We start from the raw sequence: 21,590 nt of genomic DNA, 5'->3' as shown, positions 1-21,590 counted from the left end.
GGGGGGGGGGGGGGCGCTTCCCCCCCCCCCCGAAACCATCAAAATAGCGAGTGCGGAAAGCGGGAAAAAGCTTCAAATAAAATAAAAAATACTGCTTTTCAATGTAAGCAAAAAGCGCCTGAACAAAATCCCAACAATCAAAATGACAAAAACCTTTTGGAATCCCAAAAGGCTTCTGCGTATTAAATGTGGAAATGTTTATTTCTGATGAAATAATTTCTTTTAGATTGCAGCATCTTTGCAAGTATATACCTGCGGACATGCTATGTACTGGATGCAGTATTTTGGTCCTGTTACAGATCCTGTACAGTCGCATCCGCAACGTGAAAGATCCGGAGTACCACTGATACCGCCTGTAATGTTTTTAAGATCTGCTTTCTTTAATTTTGTAGCGTTTTTTAAGAAATTTTGCATTGTGATTGGTTTTTAAGGTTTAATTACAGTTTCAAAGTTAAACAAATATTAATTATTCACAGCATAATTTAATATTAATTTTTATAATTAATTTATTTTGTTCAACTTATTGTTTATATAACGGTAAGGTGTAATAAATATTTCTTAAACAGCTGTAATTATTCTGTAAATTCGAGATCCTTATTGTGGGTTTCTGATATGGTAAGTGACGAGTAAAAGGCCAGTCCAAAAACGATAAGCCCTACCAAAGCAGCACTTATAATGACGGTGAAATCATTTTTAAAAAAGTCAAAAGCCAGTATCATCACAGGAAGCAATCCACGAACCATATTGGGGACGGTGGTGGTTGCCGTATTTCTGATATTCGTTCCGAATTGTTCTGCTGCCAGTGTGACAAACATAGCCCAATATCCTGTCCCAAGGCCGAGCCAGACACAGAAAATATAATATTTGGTTTCCGTATCCGTATTTCCGAACAGCATTATTGCCACACCGAAAATAGTGAAAATCAGCATATAGAAAATAGCCATTTTTCGGGATTTGAGAAGATGGGAGATAAATCCGCTTGCCAGATCTCCTGCTGAAATCCCTATATAGGCCCACATAATAGCTTTACCCGGATTCAGGTCTTTAATTCCGAGTTCAGGAGCGAATTGGTTGGCAAGAACAGCAAGAATCCCGATGCAGTACCAAGTGGGCAATCCGATGGCAATGCATTTCAGATATCTTAAAAAACGATCTTTGTTGGTGAAAAAGGACAGGAAATTTCCTTTGGAAACGGATGTGCTTTCAATATTTTTATAAATTCCGGATTCGGATACGCTTATCCTCAGGAATAATAATACAATACCAAGAATCCCTCCTATGATGTAAGAAATATTCCAGCCACCGGCCAGTTCTACCGTAAGCTGTGCCACGACTGCACCCATCAGCCCAAAACCGGCAACAACGGAAGTACCAATTGCTCTCAGGTTCTTTGGCAGACTTTCGGAAACAAGGGTAATTCCGGCTCCAAGTTCTCCGGCGAGCCCTATTCCTGCGATAAACCGTAATGCGGCATATTGATAAACCAAATGCTTTTCGGGAAAATAAGGCAGGAAACCGCATGCAATATTGGCTAAAGAATAGACCAGGATTGACCCGAATAGAACCGACAATCTCCCTTTTTTATCTCCAAAGACACCCCAGAAAATTCCGCCAATCAGCAATCCTACCATCTGTGCATTAAGAATAAAAGTTCCGTCGGTATCAGGATCAAGCCCTAATGCTTTTAAGCTGGGAATGCGGACAATGCCGAATAACAGCAAATCATAGATGTCTACAAAGTAGCCCAATGCAGAAATGATCACAGGAATTGAAAAAATATATTTCAGTTTTGAAGACAAGGAAAGTTCTTGCATGCTTTATTTTAGTTTTGCTAAAAATAAAAAACCTTCCAATTTCTTGAAAGGTTTTTATGAAATATCTTTAAATAGCGATTATCTCGCAATATTTACAGCTCTTGTTTCCCTGATCACGGTAACTTTTACCTGTCCGGGATACGTCAGTTCGTTCTGAATTTTTTCTGAAATATCATAAGATAATTGAGAAGCTACTTCGTCATTTACTTTTCCGCTTTCTACCATTACTCTCAATTCTCTGCCTGCCTGAATTGCGTATGCCGATGAAACACCATCAAAGCTTAATGCTGCAGATTCAAGATCTTTTAATCTTTGGATATATGATTCCAACACCTGTCTTCTTGCTCCCGGCCTCGCACCTGAAATCGCATCGGCAACCTGAATGATCGGAGACAATAATGAAGTCATTTCCACCTCGTCGTGGTGAGCTCCGATGGCATTTACCACTTCTGCATTTTCACCATATTTCTCAGCCCACTGCATACCTAATAAAGCGTGAGGAAGTTCAGATTCCTGCTCAGGAACTTTACCGATATCATGTAAAAGACCTGCTCTTTTGGCTAATTTTACGTTGAGTCCTAATTCAGCAGCCATCGTTGCCGCAATGTTTGCTACTTCCCTGGAGTGCTGTAATAGGTTTTGTCCGTAAGATGAACGGTATTTCATTCTACCTACGATCTTGATTAATTCAGGGTGCAATCCGTGTATTCCTAAATCAATGATTGTTCTTTTTCCTACTTCAATAATTTCTTCTTCAATCTGTTTTCTGGTTTTCTCCACTACTTCTTCAATTCTTGCCGGGTGGATTCTACCATCTGTTACCAATCTGTGGAGTGATAATCTTGCAATCTCTCTTCTTACCGGGTCGAAACATGAAAGAAGGATCGCTTCCGGAGTATCGTCTACAATAATTTCAACTCCTGTTACCGCTTCTAAGGCACGGATATTTCTACCTTCTCTACCGATAATTCTACCTTTAACTTCGTCTGATTCGATGTTGAATACTGATACGGAGTTTTCAATTGCCTGCTCGGTACCAATTCTCTGAATGGTCTGGATCACGATTTTTCTGGCTTCACTTTTAGCGTTAAGCTGAGCTTCTTCCATGATGCTCTGAACGTGCGCCTGGGCTCTTGTCTTGGCTTCTGCTTTCATGGTTTCTACCAATTCCGCTCTTGCTTCTTCTGCCGTATAATTGGCAATTTTTTCAAGAATTTCAACTTTTTTAGCCATCGCAACATCAAGTTCCTGCTGTTTTCTGTCTAAAATCTCGTTTTTCTTCGCGTAATCTGCAATTTGTTTATCAAGATCTTTTTCCAGTTTTCCGGCTTTGCTAAGCTCGTCATTCAGTTTGTGTTCCTTATCCTTAATTCTTTTTTCAACCTCCTGCATTTTCTTTTCCCTTGCCTGAATATCGGCATCATGCTGTGATTTCAGCTCCAGGAATTTTTCTTTTGCCTGAAGGTTTTTTTCTTTCTTTATGGACTCGGCCTGTACGTTGACTTTTTCTATAAGGTTTTCGGCATTTTTCTTTGCATCATCTATAATAAATTTTGCTTTAGTATTGAGTGAACTTTTGGAGAAAAACACTCCTGCTGCCGCTCCGATTACTAAACAAACCACGCCGACTATAACTTCTATCATAATATATATTGAGTTTTAATTGTATTTACATAAAAAAGCCCACAATAATCCAGAGATTGAGAGTAAACTCCTAATCAACACGATTTGAACTGATTTCCACTGTCTGTAATCCGGACGAACCGGCACGCCATTCAATGGACATTTGTTCGGTAATTGTTTAGCGTTGAGTTTACCTTTAATGTGTTAGAATTATTGTAAGCAGCATTTTTCGGAAAAAAAATCTATTTCCCTGTTTCATTCAACGACTGATTGATTTTTGCTAATCTTTCGTTGGTAGATTGTATTGTTTTTTCGTAGTTCATAGAGACTACTTCTGCATTGGTTCCCAGTTTCAGGGCACACATGGCCAAAGCATCCTGTTTGTCTCTTACATCGAAATTCTGTTCAAAATCTTTAATCATATTTTCAATCTGCTTCCCCACTTTGCGCAGCGTTTCTTCTTCTGCTGCGGGCACGTTCAGCGGATATACTCTTCCTGCAATATTAATGGTGATTCTTCTTACTTCCATTATAATCCACTGTTTTGAAGCTGTGCAATACAGAAATCTATTTCTTTTACCAACCTGTTGATGTGGTTTTTCATCAATCGGTTGTGTTCAGGGTTTCCTGATATTGCTGAATAAAGTTTTATATTTTTTTGTTCTTCTGCTAATACCTGATTTTTTTTCCTTTCTTCATCATACCTTTTTTTCAGGTCTTCATGTTCCATGCTTAATTCCGAGAATTTTTCAGTAAGATTTTTGTAATTCTTTTGTAATAGCAAAATCTTTTTCTCTAATTCTGAAAAATTGTTTTCTAAATCTTGAAGCATTTCAGGTTTTGTATATTCTAACTAATAGCAAAAATAACAAAATATTAATACTAACAAAAATAAAAGTCTCTATATTTTGATTTGAAAGAGAAAAGGAGACCCAAAAGCGTCTCCTTTTTATATTTTTACTCTATTTTCTTATTCAAATTTCAGAACAAAGAATACGGCTCTTGTCTGTAAGGTAGACATTGCTGCCGTCCAGTATGGAGGAGTTGTTGCATTATCTGCAACGATTTCGTTATTCATGATAAATGTTCCTCTGATTGCCGGAGTCAGCTTAAATTTATTAAAGTAAAACTGGATTCCCATCTCAGCAGACCATGCAAAATTATGTGTTGTAGATCTGAACACCTGCTGAAGGTTATCGTCGCTGGAGTCTGAGTTCGACTGTAGATTAACAATATAGTTAATCCCTGCTGCTACATACGGCCTTGAGTTATACCACCTCTGCCCGTGGAATTCCAATAATACCGGAACGTCAACCAAAGTGGTCTTAATTTCTCTTACCCTGTCTTTTTCTGTTAAAGGAATCGGGATAAAAGGGTCGTTCGTCAAAGTACCTGCTGCATACTGGTCGTTAGACTGCGTATTGAAAGTTAATTGTCTCTGCCCAAATTGTAACCCTGGTTCTAATCTTACATCAAGATAATCATTCAGTCTCCATTTTGCGATCAATCCGGCACCGAAACTGTAGCTTTCCTTAGAGGTAACAAGATTTTGATTATTACTTGAGCCATATCTTGGATTCAGAACGATACGGTAGTCTAGTCTGTTACCATTCAGATAAAAACCCCAGCTGAATTTCTGCTCATCAAAGTCTTCCAACTTATCCATTCTGTTTCGGGTTCTGAATTGCGCGTTTGCTAACAACGCAACATTTACTGAGGCTAAAACCAGTGCTTTTAATAAAAATTTATTCATAGGTTACTTTGTTGCTTTATAAATTGTGGCTATACCTAAACTTAGTTTTTTATATTCAACTTTTTTAAATCCTGTATCTAAAAGAATTTGTCTCATCTTTTCCCCGAAAGGAAAAGCGTTTACAGAATCCGGAAGGTATGTGTATGCCCTATTATCCTTGGAAACCAGTCTGCCGATAGCAGGTAATATATTTTTGAAATAAAACATATATAATGGCGCCATGAAACCCTCAACCTTTGAAAACTCCAGTATATAAACACTCTTGTTATCTTTAACAACTCTTCTCAATTCTGCCAAACCTTTGGTAAGGTTTTCAAAATTCCTCACTCCGAATGCAACGGAAACCGCATCAAATCTGTTATCCTCGAAAGGTAAATTTTCTGCATCGCCTTTTTGCATGGAAATTTTGCCGTCTAATTTAAGTTTTTTTATTTTAATAACGCCAACATTTAACATTTGTTGCGATAAATCCAATCCGATCACTTTTGAGCCTGTCCCTTTTTCAATGGCAATGGCGAGATCTCCTGTTCCTGTAGCCACATCCAGCACTTCCTGCGGGCTGTCGTTCTTCATCCATTTCACCAAAGTATTTCTCCATAAAACATCAATTTTCATGGACAGCACATGATTGAGCAGATCGTACTTCGGTGCAATATTGTCGAACATATCTTCTACCTGGCTCTTCTTAGTAGCTTCAGAGTTGTAGGGCGTAATTTTGGTAATATCTTTTGTCAAAACTTAAAACTTGTAATATTCTTTATAATAATTAAGGTAATCCTGCTTTCTGAAGATCTTTGATCTCGACTCCACCTTCTGGACGTTCTTGATTACTTTATCATAATCTTCATCTACATTGTAATAAAAATCATCGGTAAATAATTTGCTGAAGCGTTTTGCCCCGCCAAAATACGGTTTACCGTCGATGATGGTTTTATCCAGTGCCAAAAGTAGTGAATCTTTTTTAAGATTATAGCCATAATACTGATCATTGATATAATAATCCTGATGCGCAATATTAATCAGCCCCCTTACCTTATTCACTTCAAAAGCAGAATCGAACAGCAATTTTTTATTCTGATCAAAAACTTTGATGGAATTTTTACCTTTATCAAGATCAACCTTTACCGTCTGGCCTCCTGCGATAGTACCTTCGGAACCGTTATTTATCCTATAGTAAAATGTGTTTTCTGTCGGATTGTCTACTACATAATAATTCCTTTTGGCCAGAAAGAGAAAGTAAATCCCAAAGGCAAAGATAGATGCCATAATTGCAATAAGTAAGCCTTTTAAGGATGCATTATTTTTCATAGATTGTAAAGTACAATTTTTGCAAATTTAATAATATTTTTAATTCTTTGTTATTAATATTAATTATTAACTTTGCATCTTTAAAAAATCATTTAAAATAATGCCGAATACGATCATCATTGGTTCTGGATCTTACCTTCCAGGCAGAATTATCGGGAGAGATTATTTCTTAGATTCAGAGTTTTATACAGAAGACGGGGTAAGAATTGATAAGCCTGCCGAGGAAACGATTGCAAAGTTTGTTGAAATTACAGAAATTGAGAACAGAAGATTCATAGAAGAAGATTTATCCAATTCACAAATCGGGTACGAGGCTGCCAAAATAGCGATTGAAGACGCGAAAATAGACCAGGAAGAGCTTGATTATATTATTTACGCCAGCAATTTCGGTGAAGTTACCGTACACGGATACGCCGATTTTATGCCTACCATGGCTGCGAGGGTAAAGAACAAACTCGGCATTAAAAACAGAAAATGTGTAACATACGATATGCTTTTCGGTTGCCCGGGATGGGTGGAAGCGATGATTTTAGCTGATAATTTAATTAAAGCCAAAGTTGCTAAAACCATTCTTGTCATCGGTGCCGAAACATTAAGCAGAGTAACAGATCCTCACGACAGAAACAGGATGATTTTTGCAGACGGAGCCGGTGCTGTTGTTGTAAAAGCAACAGACGATGAAAATGTAGGTATCATTGCCCACAATACCATTTGTGATAACGGCCCTGAACTGGATTATCTGGCAAACGGACCTTCCATTAATAAAGAATCTGACCAGACCCGTATTTTTGTAAGAATGCAGGGAAGAAAAATCTACGAATACGCCCTGAAAAATGTTCCGATGGCGATTAAAGAAACGATTGAAGATGCCGGACTTTCCATTGAAGACATCAACAAAATTTTAATTCACCAGGCGAATGCGAAGATGGATTATGCCATGATTGAAAGACTTCATAAGCTTTATAACGTGAAAGATTATGATCATTCCATCTCTCCAATGACGATTCAGGACTTCGGAAATTCTTCCGTTGCAACAATTCCTACCATGTTTGATTTAATTATTAAAGGAAAAATGGAGGGTCAATCGTTTAAAGAAAAAGGTAACATTGTGATGACTTCGGTAGGTGCCGGAATGAACATCAATGCTATCATTTACAGATTTCCTTAATATTATTTAATTTAAAATATAAAAGCACAGGGAAATTATTCTTTGTGCTTTTTTTAACTGATTATGCAAAGAAATTTTTTAATTATTGCTGCCGTCTTCCTTTTGCTGGAAGCTTATATTTACCAGGCCATCAGAACCCTTACGGATAATTCCTGGATCAGGATCGGCTATTGGGTTATTACCCTTGCGGTGTATGGCTTTTTCGCATACGAGGTTTCCAACTTCAGCAGAGCCGACAGAAGCATGATGAGAGCCCAGATTATGATCTCTTTATTCCTGATTTTTATCCTTCCTAAAATTTTCGTTGTTCTTTTTCTTCTGATTGATGACATACTAAGAACCGGAGGATACCTGATAGGATTAGCCGGGTCTTCCGAAAACTTTTTTCCGGAAAGAAGAAAATTTTTAAGCGTTGTAGGACTTGGACTGGGAGGTGTGCTTTCTGCACTTTTTATCGACGGAATCACCTTTGGGAAATACCGGCACAAAGTAAGAAAAGTAAGAATCAATTTTGCCAATCTTCCAAAAAGTTTCAAAGGCTATAAAATTGTTCAGATTTCAGATGTGCACAGCGGAAGTTTTGCGGATCCATCAAAACTGGAACATGCTATCAATCTTATAAACGAACAAAAGCCTGATCTTGTTTTATTTACTGGAGACATGGTGAATAATGTGGCGGAAGAATTCAAGCCGTTCATCCCCTTATTTTCAAAAATACAGGCGAAAGACGGAAAGTTTGCTGTTTTAGGAAATCACGATTATGGTGATTATGTTAAATGGAACTCTCCTGATGAGAAGAAACAAAATCTTGAAACGTTAATTGATTACGAAAGACAGGCCGGTTTTGATATGCTTCGGAATGAGCACCGAATTATTGAGAAAAACGGTGAAAAGCTTTACATTTTAGGAGTTGAGAACTGGGGACTGAAACCTTTTCCGCAATTCGGAAAAATTGATGATGCACTAAAAGGCGTTCCGGAATCGGCTACAAAAATTTTACTGAGCCACGACCCTACCTATTTCGATTACGTGGTAAAAAAGCATCCCGGAAACATTCACCTGACACTTTCCGGACATACGCATGGAATGCAGTTCGGACTTGATCTTAAAAATGTAAAATGGTCTCCGGTTCAGTACAAATATCCGAAATGGGCAGATTTGTACGAAAGTGAAGGAAAAATGCTGTATGTAAACAGAGGCTTTGGCGTATTGGCTTATCCGGGAAGAGTGGGTGTTTTACCGGAAATTACGCTTTTTGAACTGGCTTAATCACAAAAATTGTTGCGTTTGATTCAAAGATATTTTTCACTCAATTTTTTGATAAGTAAATTTGAATCAATCGCATTATCATCAAATCTTGTTAAAACTTCACGAACCTTAGGATATTCGTCTATAAATTCAAGATTTTGGATCTCCTGTAATTTAAAGTCATTCATGATCTTCCGGAACAATTCTTCATCCACTCCCCAATATTTTATATATTTACTTTCATCAATAAATATTTCTACTAAACTCTTATCATCATTATAGATTAACCCAAAATTTATAAAAGCATCCTGGGTGAGTTCTTTTTTATATTGATTGATAAATTTTAAAATACTGTCTTTTTCCTCATAATTACCATAATTCAGTTCAAAATCAATATGCCCAAATAGAACAGATGCAACTTCGGGTAAAGTTTTTGAAAGCGCAATCACTAAATTCCAGAGATTGGAATTATTAATATTTATTTCAGCAAAAAAATCAAATCCTATCAATTCATTTTCAGAATTATTTTCTTTAAGCTTAAAAGTATATCCCTGAACAATATTTGCAGTTTTACTCTCTTCCCATCGTTTTATGATCGACGGAGTATTGGGAATTTCATCTTCATTTAAAAATCTTATCGTTTTGGGGAATTCCAAAGTTTGCTTCATAATTAAAAAATATAATCTTTCATCCGGGAAGTAGCCATTTCTTTCTCGTTGATCCAGGTAAGGAGGGCATCTAATTTGTCCTCCATTTTTTTGCCCGAATTCAGCCTTCTGTAAAACGGAACATCAAAATGATACCTTGCGAAATCGGTAAACTGCCATGAATTTAAGTAAATCAAAACAAAATCATCATTCTTCAGCGTTTCAAAAACCATATTCTGGTAATATTTCATTGGTAAAAGCTGGAACACAAAATCATTATACGGCAATTGGCTGTATGGTGAAATACTTTCCGGGACGATGCTCAGTCCGTCCTGCTCAATAATCTCTGTATCTCTTTTAAGCCGTTTAAAAGGAAAAAGAATATCTGCATTATCAATATTTGAAATGTAACTAAATTCCATTAATTTCAGATCCTGATAAGAGATTTTATAATCTTTCTGACGGATTCCTTTAATCTGTTTTTCGAGAAAATGCTGGGTTATACCTTTCGCATTTTCTATTTCTTGCGAATTTGAATTCTGATTGTAAAAAGCAATTTCATGCCCGTGAGATGAAATTGCTTTCAGTAAATTCTGCAGTTTTTCTGCCAGAGAAACTTCAACAAAAAAACTGGCTTTTATATCCTGCTTATCTAAAATTCTTAAGATAGCTTTTGTATTATCAATTGAAATTTTCAACCTTTCATCATCAGAAATATTAGCACCATTTTTACATTTTGCTTCAATATTTACAATGTTAAAAGTCAGCAATATCATTTAATTAAATTTTAGATAAAATTTTTAAAAACTTAAAAATCAGATGTTAAATTAACATTTATTTAAAGTAAAACTTTACTTATTAGTTTTTATTAAGTTTCACTTTCAGATTCTTAATCATGTCTTTCGTCATTTCAGAAATTCCGTAATTGTATGATAATCCCCAATCCTTTTTTGCTACAGAATCATCAATTGAAGCCGGCCAGGAATCTGCGATCTGCTGTCTGAAATCAGGCTTGTAATCAATTTCAAAATCCGGGATTTCTTTCTTAATTTCTTCAGCCAGTTCTTTCGGGGTAAATGACATTCCGCCTAAATTATAAGAAGAACGAACAGTAAGATTTTCTTTCGGGGCTTCCATAAGCTGAAGCGTTGCATTGATAGCATCATCCATATAAAGCATGGGCATACCCGTATTTTCAGAAATGAAACTTGTATATTTTCCTTCTTCAATGGCTTCATAAAAAATCTCAACGGCATAATCCGTTGTTCCTCCGCCGGCAGGAGTTTTCCAGGAAATCAATCCGGGATAGCGGATACTTCGTACATCTACTCCATGCTTGTCAAAATAATATTCGCACCATTTTTCGCCTGCCATTTTTGAAATTCCGTAAACGGTCGTCGGGTTTAGTACGACATCCTGTCCTACGTTTTCTTTTGGAATTCCTTTCCCGAAAACAGCAATGGAACTCGGCCAGAAAATTTTCTGAATAAGACCTTCTCTTGCCATTTCACAGAACTGAAGAAGCGGCTCAAGATTAAGCTTCCACGCAAAAATAGGCTGCTTTTCTGAGGTGCCTGACAATAGCGAAGCCAAATGATAGACAGTAGTGATTTCGTAATCTTTAATAATCTGCCTTACCAGCTGCGTATTCGTCACATCCATTCTTTCATAATATCCTGCTGCAGTGATGCCCTTCTGCCATCTGTCGAGACCGGAAGCGACTACATTTTCTGCTCCATGAATTTCAACAAGCCTGTTGGTAAGCTCGGTACCGATTTGTCCTAAGGCACCGGTAATAAGTATTTTTTCCGTGTGGGATTCCATTTTTATTTTTATTAGTTGACGAAAACAAAAGTAATATTTTAAAGTCTATCTTAAAACAAAATTGTAAATTCGATTGTAAAATTTGTAAATGAAAAAGATTATTATTTCACTTATTTTATTTACTTCCACATTATCAGCACAATATACTGATATTAACATGATAAAGGAAGTGAAGGTAAAAAATAAAGGCGTTGTTGTATCGGCACATCCGCTTGCCAGCGAGGCCGGCGCCAAAATATTAAAGATGGGAGGCAATGCATATGATGCCATTGTTGCCACGCAGTATGCTCTTGCAGTGGTATATCCGCAGGCCGGAAATATCGGAGGCGGAGGATTTTTGGTAGGCGTAAAGAATAACGGTGAGAAATTTACGCTTGATTATCGTGAAACTGCATCTTCCCGGGCTTCCCATGATATGTACATTGATAAAACAGGAAAAGCAAATACAGACCTTTCGCAAAACGGAAGGCTTGCGGTGGGCGTTCCCGGAAGTGTAGCCGGCTTTTTTGCTACGCTGAAGCATTGCAAACTTCCGATGGAACAACTGATTCAGCCGGCTATAGATTTAGCCGAAAAAGGATTTGCCATTACCCGACAGGAAGCCGAACTTTTAAACGCCAATAAAGAAAAATTTGAGCGCCATAACAAAAACGGGACCGCATTCGTGAAAAATGTTCCGTGGAAAACCGGTGACCTCCTTATCCAAAAAGAATTGGCAGAAACTTTAAAGCGCATTCAGAAACTTGGACAAAAAGGATTTTATGAAGGTAAAACTGCTGAGCTTATTGTAGCTGAAATGAAAAATGAAAACGGAATTATTATCTCTGAAGACCTTAAAAATTACAAAGCTGTTGAAAGAAAAGCACTGGAATTCGATTATAAAGGAAACCACGTTGTTTCTATGCCATTACCTTCAAGCGGAGGAATTCTCCTGGCGCAAATGCTGAAAATGGCATCTTATGAAAAACTGGAAAAATACCAGCATAATTCTGCAAAAGCGGTTCAGGTTATGGTAGAGGCAGAAAGAAGAGCATATGCCGACAGGGCCGAATATATGGGAGATCCTAACTTTATCCAGGATAAAACTTCCTATCTGATTTCTGATGAATATCTAAAAAACAGATGGAAAAGCTTCAGCTTTAATAAAGCAACTCCAAGTTCGGAAGTCGGAAAAATCATAAAACAACCTAAAGAATCAACAGAGACTACCCATATTTCAGTGATTGACAAAGATGGAAACGCCGCTGCTGTTACTACCACATTAAACGGATTATACGGAAGTAAAGTTGTAGTTTCCGGAGCAGGATTTTTCCTGAACAATGAAATGGATGATTTCTCGATCAAACCAGGTGTTCCCAATATGTTTGGAGCGGTAGGCGGTGAAGCTAATTCGATTCAGCCTAATAAAAGAATGCTTTCTTCCATGACACCCACCATTATTTTGAAAAACGGAAAACCTTATATGGTTGTAGGAACACCGGGAGGAACAACAATTCCTACTTCTGTGTATCAGTCTATCGTAAATGTAGTAGATTTTAAATTCAATGCCAATATGTCTGTCAACGCTCCAAAGTTCCACCACCAATGGCTTCCGGAAACGGTTGCTTTTGAAAATAATTTCCCTGAAACGACCATCAACGAGTTGGAAAAATTAGGCTATAAAGCTGAAAAATGGGGCCAGATCGGGAGAACGGAGATGATTCTGATTGATGAGGAAGGAAATATCCATGCGGTTGCAGATGGCAGAGGGGATGATTCTGTAGCGGTAGAACAATAATTTTAAATAATTCATTTTTTCTTTTAATGAATTTGGAAGATCCGGTTTCGGCGGAGCCTTTGGCTCCGCCGAAACTTTTACTGATATTTATCATGATAAACAGTAATTTTTTCATAATTTTCGGCACTCAAAACCATTTCATTGAAAGCAAAAAAACTTTATCAGCAGCTTTATTTTCAGGTTGTAGTCGCTATCGTTGCCGGAATTCTTTTAGGAAAATTTTATCCGGAACTGGGAGAAAAGATGAAACCTCTGGGTGACGGATTCATTAAACTGGTGAAAATGATTATTGCCCCGGTTATTTTTATTACCCTTACTTTAGGAATCGCACACATGACAGACCTAAAAAAGGTAGGGAGAATTGCCATTAAAGCCATGATCTACTTTTTAACCTTCTCAACTTTGGCCCTGATTATCGGGCTTATCGTAGGAAATGTTTTACAGCCCGGACATGGACTTGATATAGATCCTTCTACCCTTTCCGGAGATGTATCGCAGTACCAGCAAAAAGCACACGAATCTACCCTCACCGGATTTATCATGAATATTATTCCTGAAACGCTATTCAGTCCGCTGGTTGGAGAAAATATCCTTCAGGTTCTTTTGGTAGCGATTTTGATGGGTATTGCTTTGGTTTTAACGAAAGAAAAAAGCAAAAAAGTAACAGAATTTTTGCAGGATCTTTCGACACCGGTTTTCAAAATTGTACACATGCTGATGAAGCTGGCTCCGATTGGAGCGTTTGGTGCAATGGCCTTTACGATTGGCAAATACGGACTTCATTCTGTTTTAAATCTCCTATTTCTGGTCGGGACTTTCTATTTTACGTCCGCCCTATTCGTGGTATTGGTGTTAGGTGCTGTAGCCTGGTATAATGGATTTAACATTTTTAAGCTGATGTATTACCTTAAAGAAGAGCTGCTGCTGGTTTTAGGAACAAGCTCCTCCGAATCTGCACTTCCCGGACTTATGGAAAAACTGGAAAAAGCAGGGTGCTCAAAAACAATTGTTGGGTTAGTTGTTCCAACGGGATATTCTTTTAACCTTGACGGAACCAATATTTATATGACATTAGCTTCATTGTTTATTGCGCAGGCTCTGAATATTGATCTTCCGATTGAAAAGCAGATTATGCTCCTGTTAGTCGCTATGCTGAGTTCCAAAGGTGCAGCAGGAGTTACCGGGGCAGGCTTTGTAACATTGGCGGCAACGTTAGCCGTTGTCCCTGAAATTCCTATTGCAGGAATGACTTTGATTCTGGGAATCGATAAATTCATGAGTGAATGCCGTGCTTTAACGAATGTAATCGGGAATTCGGTAGCAACGGTTGTGGTTGCGAATTGGGAAAAACAGCTGGATAAAGAGCAATTAAAGTACTCGCTGGATCATCCCGGTAATATTGAGAAAAAGTTGGAGATATAGCCTGTTAATGCCTACAAATATTATTTCGTTGCAGACTAATTGTTTTACAAACTCCCAGTTTAGCCTCGATTGAGCGGCATGTCTGAGCTCTTTTCTTTTTCCGGCGGCGGCAAAGCCGCCGCCGAAAAAAGAAAAAGCGAGTAGCGAAAGCGAGAAATAGCTTCTAAAAAAATTTTAGAAATGATTCTTTTTTAGGAGTCACTGTAATTTAAGTCAAAATATTCAAACTTGAAGGCTGCACTTTTACATGAACTGGTGATTTTATTTTGTTGAATTCCCCGTCGATATGCCAATTGGTGGTATTTACCTTAAATTCTATCTCTGAAACAGGGAGATAAGTAATATAGTTATCATCTTTGAGCTTTTTAGTAAACATTCTGAATGCAAAAAGCGGAGAATAGGTGATAGGAAATTTTTTCACCAGAACCATATCTACCAGTCCGTCACTTTTGCTTGCTTGCGGTGCGATGTAGGCATTATTCCCGAACTGGCGGGTGTTGGCAATATTTACCATGAGGTATTTGCCATCATATTCTTGATACTTTTCATCCAAAAATTTAACTTTTTTCGGCTTGTAACTAAAAAATGTTTTTAGGGAAACTTTGATGTAGTTTTTAAAACCGCGGGTTGTTTTTTCGAATTCTTTTACCACTTTGCCGTCGAAACCGGTTCCCGAAACGTTAATGGAAAGTCTTCCGTTAATGGTAAAAGTATCTATTTTCCTGGATTTTTTTGTGTTTATTTTTTCAAGAAGCTCATCAAGATTTTTGCTGAAATTGGTCTCATTGGAAAATCCGTTTCCGGATCCCGCCGGAAAAATAGCCAGGATTTTTTCTGTGTTGATGAGATTGCGGGCTACGGTTGAAATGGTTCCGTCACCACCAATGGCAACGAAAATATCAATTTCGGCAAAATGGTTTTGAATAAACTCATCAGTTCCCAGAATAGATTCTGATATGTAATACAAAGGATTTTTAACCTTAGAATGCAGCTCATTAAGAAACGGCTGATAGTTTCTTTTGGCTGAAAAAGGATTGATGATGAAAGCTACTTTTTCCATTGTTACAAAAATAAAAAATGCTTTCTCACGGAAAGCATTAAATTCAGTTAATTTTCATTCTTTCGGCAAAATCGGGCTTTATAAAGCCATTCAGATCTTCCCAAGAGATCGTGAGAATAATATCGCCGATATCATAATTGCGGCTGATCTCGTTCATATTATAATGAAAATAGAGATTGGAATCATCAAAATAAAAATTTTTGGAAACCGGCAAGTTTACTTTGGAGAGAACTTTAAAAGCTTCCCTGTCGTAGACTTTAATCTGCTGCATCATGGTTGTTTTCTCCAAGCTCAGTTTTAAAATTCTGCGGATGGTTTCTTCTGAAAGGACTAATATATCTGATAATTCAAGCTTTTTTTGATTTTTAAAATCGAAAACTTTTTCATTATAATGGTACTGTACCTTATTTTCCGCTTCATACCGGCTGCTGTAATATTGAACAGAGACAAAGCTGTATCTGTTCATACGAACATTCATCTGAGAAATATAAGACCATTGCTGCTGCTGTTTTACGTTGGAAAAAGCTTTTGAATTTGACATTTTGTTGAAAACCTCCTGTTTTTCTTTATCAAAGTAAGACTGAAGCCCTTTTTTTGAGAAATCGGATATTTCTTTGCCAGAATATATTTCTGAAAGAAGCTTTTTATTTTTAAGATCCGGAAACCACAAAAGCTTTGACGAATATCGTACTACTAAAGAATCAGAAATTTTAATGGTATCTTCATTGATTACGGCATCTATCTTTGTTCTTCCAAAGCTGTTTTTATCTGTTGTTTTATTTTCGTTTCCAAACTCTTTACAGGCAAATATGATTGAGAATGAAGCCAGAATCCATATGAAATAGGTGTTTTTCATCATTTGTGTATTCATCTTTGTATTGGCTTAATAGCTTATCTTCATTCTTTTTTCAAATTCGGGATTGAGGCTGCCTTTCAGTTCTTCCCATGAGACAGGAATTGTAATATCTCCTGCGGCAAATGCGGCAATTTCGTAAGGGCTGTAATGGAAATAAAGGTTTTTTTCGTCAAAATAAAAATTTTCCGTGGCAGGAATTTTATCAACCAAAAGCATTTCGGAATTATTCACCGCACCGTTGTTGTCTGTGGTTCCGCTGTTTATTTTATTGATATTTTTCAGGAGCATGGCTTCAATTTTTGAAGTTGGCATACTGGTAATATCTTTCAGCTGAAGTTTTTTATTGTTTTTAATATCAAACACCCTTTCTGAAAAACCATAATTATCGTGAGCGCCACCTTCGTAAGATCCCCAGATATACTGAATTCGCATATAGTCATTCAGCTTTGATTTAAGCTTCATTCCTGTATCGGTATACCATTTCTGGGAGAAATTCATATCTGCAATCCAGTCTTTGGAATCTTTTTTAATATTGCTGAAATAATCGTTTTTATCTTTTTCGAGCCATGCCAGGATTCCGTTTTTAGAAAAATCGCTGATATTTTTTTGTCCGAAATAAATGCTGTCCAGAAGCGTTTTATCTTTAATATCGGGAAATACAAGCATTGTTGAAGAATAGGTAACAGTAAGGGAATCGCTAAGTTTTAGAGAATCATTTATCTTTACGGAATCTACCGAGAACGTGTTTATCTGAACCGAATCATTTGTAACAATATCTTTACCGATATTTTCTGTTTTTTTACAGGAAATAATAATGAGTCCGGAAATAGCTAGCGCTGCAATACTATTTTTCATAATTCTTTTTTTATAGGTAAATGCAAAAACCATTCAAAAATTGAATGGTTTTGAAACTTATTTTAAAATTATGATATTTATTTTTTCACAAGGCTGATTACCTGATTCTCCTGCTTGGATGCAACGCCCCATATCTGCTTGAATGCAGGATAATACTCTTTCGGATAGTTCGGGCTTAAAACTTTTGTGGTTGAAACAACTTCCAGCATATTTCCTTTTTTCTCGGCAACATAGCTGTATTCGATTTCTTTATCTTCTGTAACTATTTTTTTGTTCTTCGGCATTTCTTCAATCGTGTATCCTTCCGGAATCTCAAGAACGATTTTCTTCACTCGTGTGAAAGGTGTGGTAAAATCAATCATGTATTTTCTTTCTTCCGTCTGATCAAATTCATTGGAATTCTTATTCAGGAAAAGCATGGGATTAATAATGATCTTCTTCCCTACCTTATCAATAAGGTTTTCGGATGAAAATTTCATGGTACTTTCAAAATCGCCGTTTTCTGTAACTTTAGAGTCGATATCGGTAAAGTCTATTGAAAAATTTTCTTTGTATTGTTTTTTATATTTTTCGGCATTATCGTCATAATATTCTTTGGCAAACATAGCATACGTTCCTGTATCCCTGTCTGAATAGTTTCCGGAAATACTTCCGTCATCATTGATTTTTGCTGTTGCCGTAAGATAGGTAAAGCTGGTTTTGGCATTGGACATTGTAAGCTGCTGAACTTTATCTTTAGACAAAAGAATTCCGAACTGGTTCCAGTCTCTCGGAGGAAGCTGATCCATAGCTGATTGCTTTACGGTAGCGTCATAGAGATGGAAACCATCTTTCGCCTGAATAGCTGCAATTACAAAATTCATATTGGAAACATTGGGAGAAGCAAGATTAATAACCCCGTTGCTTATTGTAGAAATAGCAAGAGGATCTGCTTTAAGACCGGCTTCACGAAGCAACATCACCAGGAAAAGGTTAATTTCCGCTGCATTACCTGTTTTGGTCTCTAGCATTTTTTTAATTCCGTTTTCCGTATAAATTCCTGCATCTTTGTTCCAGGTAAAAGTATTTTTTACATAATTGAAAATAGCATTGGCCTTATCTAATTCGTTGGAAATCCCTGCAACACTGGCCGGCATATTTTCTTTGGCCAGCTTTGTCTTTTTCAGCTCCCCTCCAAAATCATCACGTTCATAAAGGCGTTCTTTAATCTGCTCCCAAGATGAAGAATACATCTTCAGTTCCCTGAAATTTGTAGAGTGCAGCTCTGCCCCAATTTTTGTTCTGTAGTTTCTGTCGTTGTTTACGAATTTCTCTGTTTTAAATCCTTTCAGATTTTCATAGGCAAACCGATAGGTTCTATAGTTGGTGCCGTACAATGTTCTTTCGTCAACTTCCTTATATTTCGGAAGCAGAGAACCTGTGTAATTAAGGCTGTATGCAATACTCGACGGGCTGTCCAGGACGTATTCTGTATAAAGAGACGGAGTGTCCGTTTCAATTAAAATCTCCGGAATAATAAAAAGGAAAGGAGATGTAACCTCGTACTGATACTCAATAATGGAACCGTTTTTTACATTAGGAAAAGCAAATTTATTTATAGATATATATTTGCTTTCTTTGCTTCTATAGGTTGAGCTTTTATCAACTTTTGTGGAGACTGCAACTCCGTTTTCAAGATTATAGGTAAAAGCCTTCACTTTGTTGAGCGTCTCACGGTCACTTCCGCTCTGATAGAGAGGTATTTCAAGATTCAGCCAGTCTTCGGCTTTATCTTTATCGTAAATTTTCACCCTGTAAAACGCATTTTTGATAAGATTCCCGTTTGCATTATCAATACTAAAATGCAAAGATTTATAAAGGATTTCAGCGGGGGCATTTTCATCCAGCGTAGATTTTTGTTTAGACAAATCTGCATCATTAAATTTTGGAGGGTCAAGAAATTTATGTTTTTGAGCGCCTGCAAAAACAAACTGCAGTGAGCAAAAAGCAATAACCAATATTTTTTTCATGTTAAATTTTAGATATTAAAATTTTTGAGTTGTCGATGTTAATTGTTTTTTTTCTGAAATTGACGTAATCGTTATATTTTTCTTTCGGATAAATACCTTTGTTGATTTTGATTGATCTATTGACTTTCAGTGATTCTCCATTCTTTACAAACGTAAGCTTGTAAGTTCCGAATTCTGAATTCAGCACTACATTTTCCGGAAGCTCTTCAACTTTATACTGTTGCGGAAGAATAAAGTTCACTTCATATTCATCTTCAAATGATTGTCTTAATTCGAATGGCAATTCTCTTTTTTCTTCATTTTTATAAATATTGTTGGAGTAAATAGGAACTGCCCTGAAAATAATGCTGCTTCCCGCATTTTTAGAATAGTTGTTAGCTTTGAAATCCAGATCATATTTTGCAACGGCATTATCCTTATCATTCTGGAAGTTTTTCATTTCAATTTTTTCAAAATGCAAAACATCCAGCATATTCTTTACTGCTTCCGTGCGTTCTTTCGGCGACATTGATGCGAGAACAAGATTGTTATCATACTGAATTCCGGTGTACGAAAAACTTCCTTCTCCCAGAATACTGTTGTCTTCGTTAATTTTAATTTTAAGCTGTTGCTTTTCTTTGCTTTGCTCGGCTGTATAATCCGGAGTATCAATCAATTCGATTCCGTCTTTTCTGATGGAAAGAACATTTCTGGCCGTTGTACTATAGCTCAGATGATTAAATGCCATTTGCTGGGAGGTATTTTCCAGCCAGATATTTCCTTTTTCTGTGGGTACCATTAAAATAACATGATTGCCACCCATTTTTGGAAAATCTTTATCAAAAGATACAGGCGAAGCCCCGGAATTGATTACGGAATAGTAAGAAGGAATCCCTGCTTCGTCCAGCAAAGTTTTCATGTAATTGGTAAGTCCTTTACAATCGCCATATCCTTTTTTCTGAACCTCGTCGGGAAACATCGGCTGCCATCCTCCTATTCCTAAAGCCACAAAAATATATCTTGTTTTAGCCTGCATGTGCTGATACAGTTTTTTTACTTTCTCTTCAGTTGTCCCCTTCAGACCAAGACTCATCACTTCAGCTTTGATAGCAGGTGTAGATAAAGAAACCGGCTGTAATATACTATTGTAATACCAGCTTCCGAAGTCTTTCCAGTCAGTAAGAGTTCCCTGCTTTCCTTCGAGATTGAATTTTGTTAAGGCAAAGCTTACTTTAGGTAAAATTTTTACCGGTTGAGGAAGTAAAAATACATCGTCTACAGCAGGAACATTTTTGTAAGTGTAAATTTTTTCTCCGGCATTTTCACTTTCAATTACTGAAGTATAATTATAGGCGGACGGATAGATTTTTGTTTTGAGGTCGATACCTGATTTGTTGATGATTTTCATTTGTGCTTCTTCCAAAGACACTTTTGTAGACCTGAAAGGAGTAAAATCAGGCAGAAATACCGTATTTTCATCACCAATCTGATAGGAAAACTCAACGGTATAGGGATATTGTGTAGGCATATACGGCAAAACCATTACCCTGCTATCCGAATAGAATGTTCCCTGATTATTATTGGCAAAATCATTGAAATCTGATTTGGAAAAAGATTTTATCTTTTTGCCTGCTTCATCATAGATATTCACCTTCACATCAGAAATGCTGTTTCCTTTTTCATAAGGGATATATATCTGTGCATCTGAATCTCCGTCTTTATTCAAAACTGTAGTTACGGTGTAAAGCTGGTATCTGATATCATCGATCTTATTGATCTGAATGGTAGTGAAATCTTTCCGGATAACGGCATCTGCATTTTTTTTAAGATTTTCAGGGATTTCTGATGCAGCGAAGTTCTGTGCATAATACACAGATGCTGCAGAAAGAGCTGCGGTACAAAGTATTTTAATCATGGTTGTTAAAATTTAGCAAAAATAAGAAAATCCCCAAAGTTTCAAAATTAAATTTTATATATACAGAATCTATATGCAAAAGAAAAAGGTCTCATTTCTGAGACCTTTTATTATGTTAACTATTGCTATTTTATGCGTCAATTTTTGCATATTTTGCATTCTTTTCGATAAATTCTCTTCTCGGAGGAACCTCGTCTCCCATAAGCATTGAGAAAACACTGTCTGCTTCTACGGCATTGTCAATGGTTACCTGTTTAAGGATTCTGTGTTCCGGGTTAAGGGTGGTTTCCCAAAGCTGTTCAGGATTCATCTCTCCAAGACCTTTGTAGCGC

21 protein-coding genes and 1 pseudogene are annotated in these 21,590 nt (G+C 36.9%); 5 read left to right on the top strand and 17 right to left on the bottom strand.

Annotated elements, in window-relative coordinates; translation table 11 throughout:
* The coding region (locus SOP96_RS18715; RefSeq protein ID WP_326322398.1) for a hypothetical protein at window positions 1-186 on the top strand (186 nt) is incomplete at its 5' end.
* A 36-nt stretch (window positions 187-222) separates the two neighbouring features.
* Here SOP96_RS18715 and SOP96_RS18710 read toward each other — a convergent pair.
* From SOP96_RS18710 to SOP96_RS18675, 8 genes are all read right to left on the bottom strand, one after another.
* Window positions 223-414 carry a hypothetical protein gene (locus SOP96_RS18710; RefSeq protein WP_326322397.1) on the bottom strand — a complete coding sequence of 64 codons (192 nt, stop codon included), beginning with the start codon at window positions 412-414 and terminating at the stop codon, window positions 223-225.
* 158 nt (window positions 415-572) lie between these two features.
* Window positions 573-1,814, bottom strand: coding sequence for an MFS transporter (locus SOP96_RS18705; protein WP_326322396.1), 1,242 nt, complete (start codon window positions 1,812-1,814; stop codon window positions 573-575).
* Window positions 1,815-1,892: 78 nt separating this feature from the next.
* The gene (rny, locus tag SOP96_RS18700) at window positions 1,893-3,458 is read right to left on the bottom strand and encodes a ribonuclease Y (protein ID WP_326322395.1); all 1,566 of its coding nucleotides are present in this window, start codon (window positions 3,456-3,458) and stop codon (window positions 1,893-1,895) included.
* 221 nt (window positions 3,459-3,679) lie between these two features.
* A complete protein-coding gene (locus SOP96_RS18695; RefSeq protein WP_326322394.1) occupies window positions 3,680-3,967 on the bottom strand; it encodes a cell division protein ZapA in 288 nt (95 codons plus the stop codon).
* Window positions 3,967-4,269, bottom strand: a complete 303-nt coding sequence (locus SOP96_RS18690; protein WP_066437089.1) for a hypothetical protein — start codon at window positions 4,267-4,269, stop codon at window positions 3,967-3,969. The genes SOP96_RS18695 and SOP96_RS18690 overlap by 1 nt, the downstream gene beginning before the upstream one ends.
* A 138-nt stretch (window positions 4,270-4,407) precedes the next feature.
* Complete coding sequence (gene porT, locus SOP96_RS18685; RefSeq protein ID WP_326322393.1) at window positions 4,408-5,190, bottom strand: type IX secretion/gliding motility protein PorT/SprT; 783 nt, start codon at window positions 5,188-5,190, stop codon at window positions 4,408-4,410.
* A 3-nt stretch (window positions 5,191-5,193) separates the two neighbouring features.
* Window positions 5,194-5,925 (bottom strand): bifunctional demethylmenaquinone methyltransferase/2-methoxy-6-polyprenyl-1,4-benzoquinol methylase UbiE, encoded by a 732-nt coding sequence (gene ubiE / locus SOP96_RS18680; protein WP_326322392.1) that lies wholly within the window; start codon window positions 5,923-5,925, stop codon window positions 5,194-5,196.
* A gap of 3 nt (window positions 5,926-5,928) precedes the next feature.
* Entirely contained in the window at window positions 5,929-6,498 is a 570-nt protein-coding gene (locus SOP96_RS18675; protein WP_326322391.1) for a hypothetical protein, read from the bottom strand.
* A gap of 100 nt (window positions 6,499-6,598) precedes the next feature.
* On the opposite strand from SOP96_RS18675, the gene SOP96_RS18670 reads away from it, so the two are divergent.
* Both SOP96_RS18670 and SOP96_RS18665 read left to right on the top strand, forming a co-directional pair.
* Window positions 6,599-7,666, top strand: coding sequence for a 3-oxoacyl-ACP synthase III family protein (locus SOP96_RS18670; RefSeq protein WP_326322390.1), 1,068 nt, complete (start codon window positions 6,599-6,601; stop codon window positions 7,664-7,666).
* A 63-nt stretch (window positions 7,667-7,729) separates the two neighbouring features.
* The gene (locus tag SOP96_RS18665) at window positions 7,730-8,935 is read left to right on the top strand and encodes a metallophosphoesterase (protein ID WP_326322389.1); all 1,206 of its coding nucleotides are present in this window, start codon (window positions 7,730-7,732) and stop codon (window positions 8,933-8,935) included.
* Window positions 8,936-8,958: 23 nt separating this feature from the next.
* On the opposite strand, the gene SOP96_RS18660 is transcribed toward SOP96_RS18665, so the two are convergent.
* The 3 genes from SOP96_RS18660 to SOP96_RS18650 all read right to left on the bottom strand — a co-directional run bounded on the left by SOP96_RS18660 (window position 8,959) and on the right by SOP96_RS18650 (window position 11,385).
* Window positions 8,959-9,582 (bottom strand): hypothetical protein, encoded by a 624-nt coding sequence (locus tag SOP96_RS18660; protein ID WP_326322388.1) that lies wholly within the window; start codon window positions 9,580-9,582, stop codon window positions 8,959-8,961.
* 2 nt (window positions 9,583-9,584) lie between these two features.
* Window positions 9,585-10,337 (bottom strand): polysaccharide deacetylase family protein, encoded by a 753-nt coding sequence (locus SOP96_RS18655; protein ID WP_326322387.1) that lies wholly within the window; start codon window positions 10,335-10,337, stop codon window positions 9,585-9,587.
* A gap of 82 nt (window positions 10,338-10,419) precedes the next feature.
* Window positions 10,420-11,385 carry an NAD-dependent epimerase/dehydratase family protein gene (locus tag SOP96_RS18650; protein WP_326322386.1) on the bottom strand — a complete coding sequence of 322 codons (966 nt, stop codon included), beginning with the start codon at window positions 11,383-11,385 and terminating at the stop codon, window positions 10,420-10,422.
* Window positions 11,386-11,473: 88 nt separating this feature from the next.
* On the opposite strand from SOP96_RS18650, the gene ggt reads away from it, so the two are divergent.
* Both ggt and SOP96_RS18640 read left to right on the top strand, forming a co-directional pair.
* On the top strand, window positions 11,474-13,162 hold the full coding sequence (ggt, locus tag SOP96_RS18645; RefSeq protein ID WP_326322385.1) for a gamma-glutamyltransferase: 1,689 nt from the start codon (window positions 11,474-11,476) through the stop codon (window positions 13,160-13,162).
* Window positions 13,163-13,303: 141 nt separating this feature from the next.
* Window positions 13,304-14,584 carry a dicarboxylate/amino acid:cation symporter gene (locus tag SOP96_RS18640; RefSeq protein WP_326322384.1) on the top strand — a complete coding sequence of 427 codons (1,281 nt, stop codon included), beginning with the start codon at window positions 13,304-13,306 and terminating at the stop codon, window positions 14,582-14,584.
* Window positions 14,585-14,792: 208 nt separating this feature from the next.
* Here the strand turns inward: SOP96_RS18640 and SOP96_RS18635 are convergent, their stop codons facing one another.
* The 6 genes and pseudogenes from SOP96_RS18635 to SOP96_RS18610 all read right to left on the bottom strand — a co-directional run.
* Window positions 14,793-15,644: a diacylglycerol/lipid kinase family protein gene (locus tag SOP96_RS18635; protein ID WP_326322383.1), complete on the bottom strand. Its 852-nt coding sequence runs from the start codon at window positions 15,642-15,644 to the stop codon at window positions 14,793-14,795.
* 43 nt (window positions 15,645-15,687) lie between these two features.
* Window positions 15,688-16,515, bottom strand: coding sequence for a DUF3298 domain-containing protein (locus SOP96_RS18630; RefSeq protein ID WP_326322382.1), 828 nt, complete (start codon window positions 16,513-16,515; stop codon window positions 15,688-15,690).
* A 12-nt stretch (window positions 16,516-16,527) separates the two neighbouring features.
* Window positions 16,528-17,355 carry an RsiV family protein gene (locus SOP96_RS18625; protein ID WP_326322381.1) on the bottom strand — a complete coding sequence of 276 codons (828 nt, stop codon included), beginning with the start codon at window positions 17,353-17,355 and terminating at the stop codon, window positions 16,528-16,530.
* 77 nt (window positions 17,356-17,432) lie between these two features.
* A complete protein-coding gene (locus tag SOP96_RS18620) occupies window positions 17,433-19,364 on the bottom strand; it encodes a DUF3857 domain-containing protein (protein ID WP_326322380.1) in 1,932 nt (643 codons plus the stop codon).
* Between the two features lies 1 nt (window position 19,365).
* The gene (locus SOP96_RS18615; protein WP_326322379.1) at window positions 19,366-21,258 is read right to left on the bottom strand and encodes a DUF3857 domain-containing protein; all 1,893 of its coding nucleotides are present in this window, start codon (window positions 21,256-21,258) and stop codon (window positions 19,366-19,368) included.
* A gap of 130 nt (window positions 21,259-21,388) precedes the next feature.
* Window positions 21,389-21,590 (bottom strand): annotated as a pseudogene (locus SOP96_RS18610) (DNA topoisomerase IV subunit B); the annotation flags it as partial.

The sequence above is a fragment of the Chryseobacterium salviniae genome (assembly GCF_035819015.1).
Classification (GTDB): Bacteria; Bacteroidota; Bacteroidia; order Flavobacteriales; family Weeksellaceae; genus Chryseobacterium; species Chryseobacterium salviniae.
Note: the sequence above shows the minus strand (reverse complement) of the source record. Positions and strands in the feature narration are given on the sequence as shown.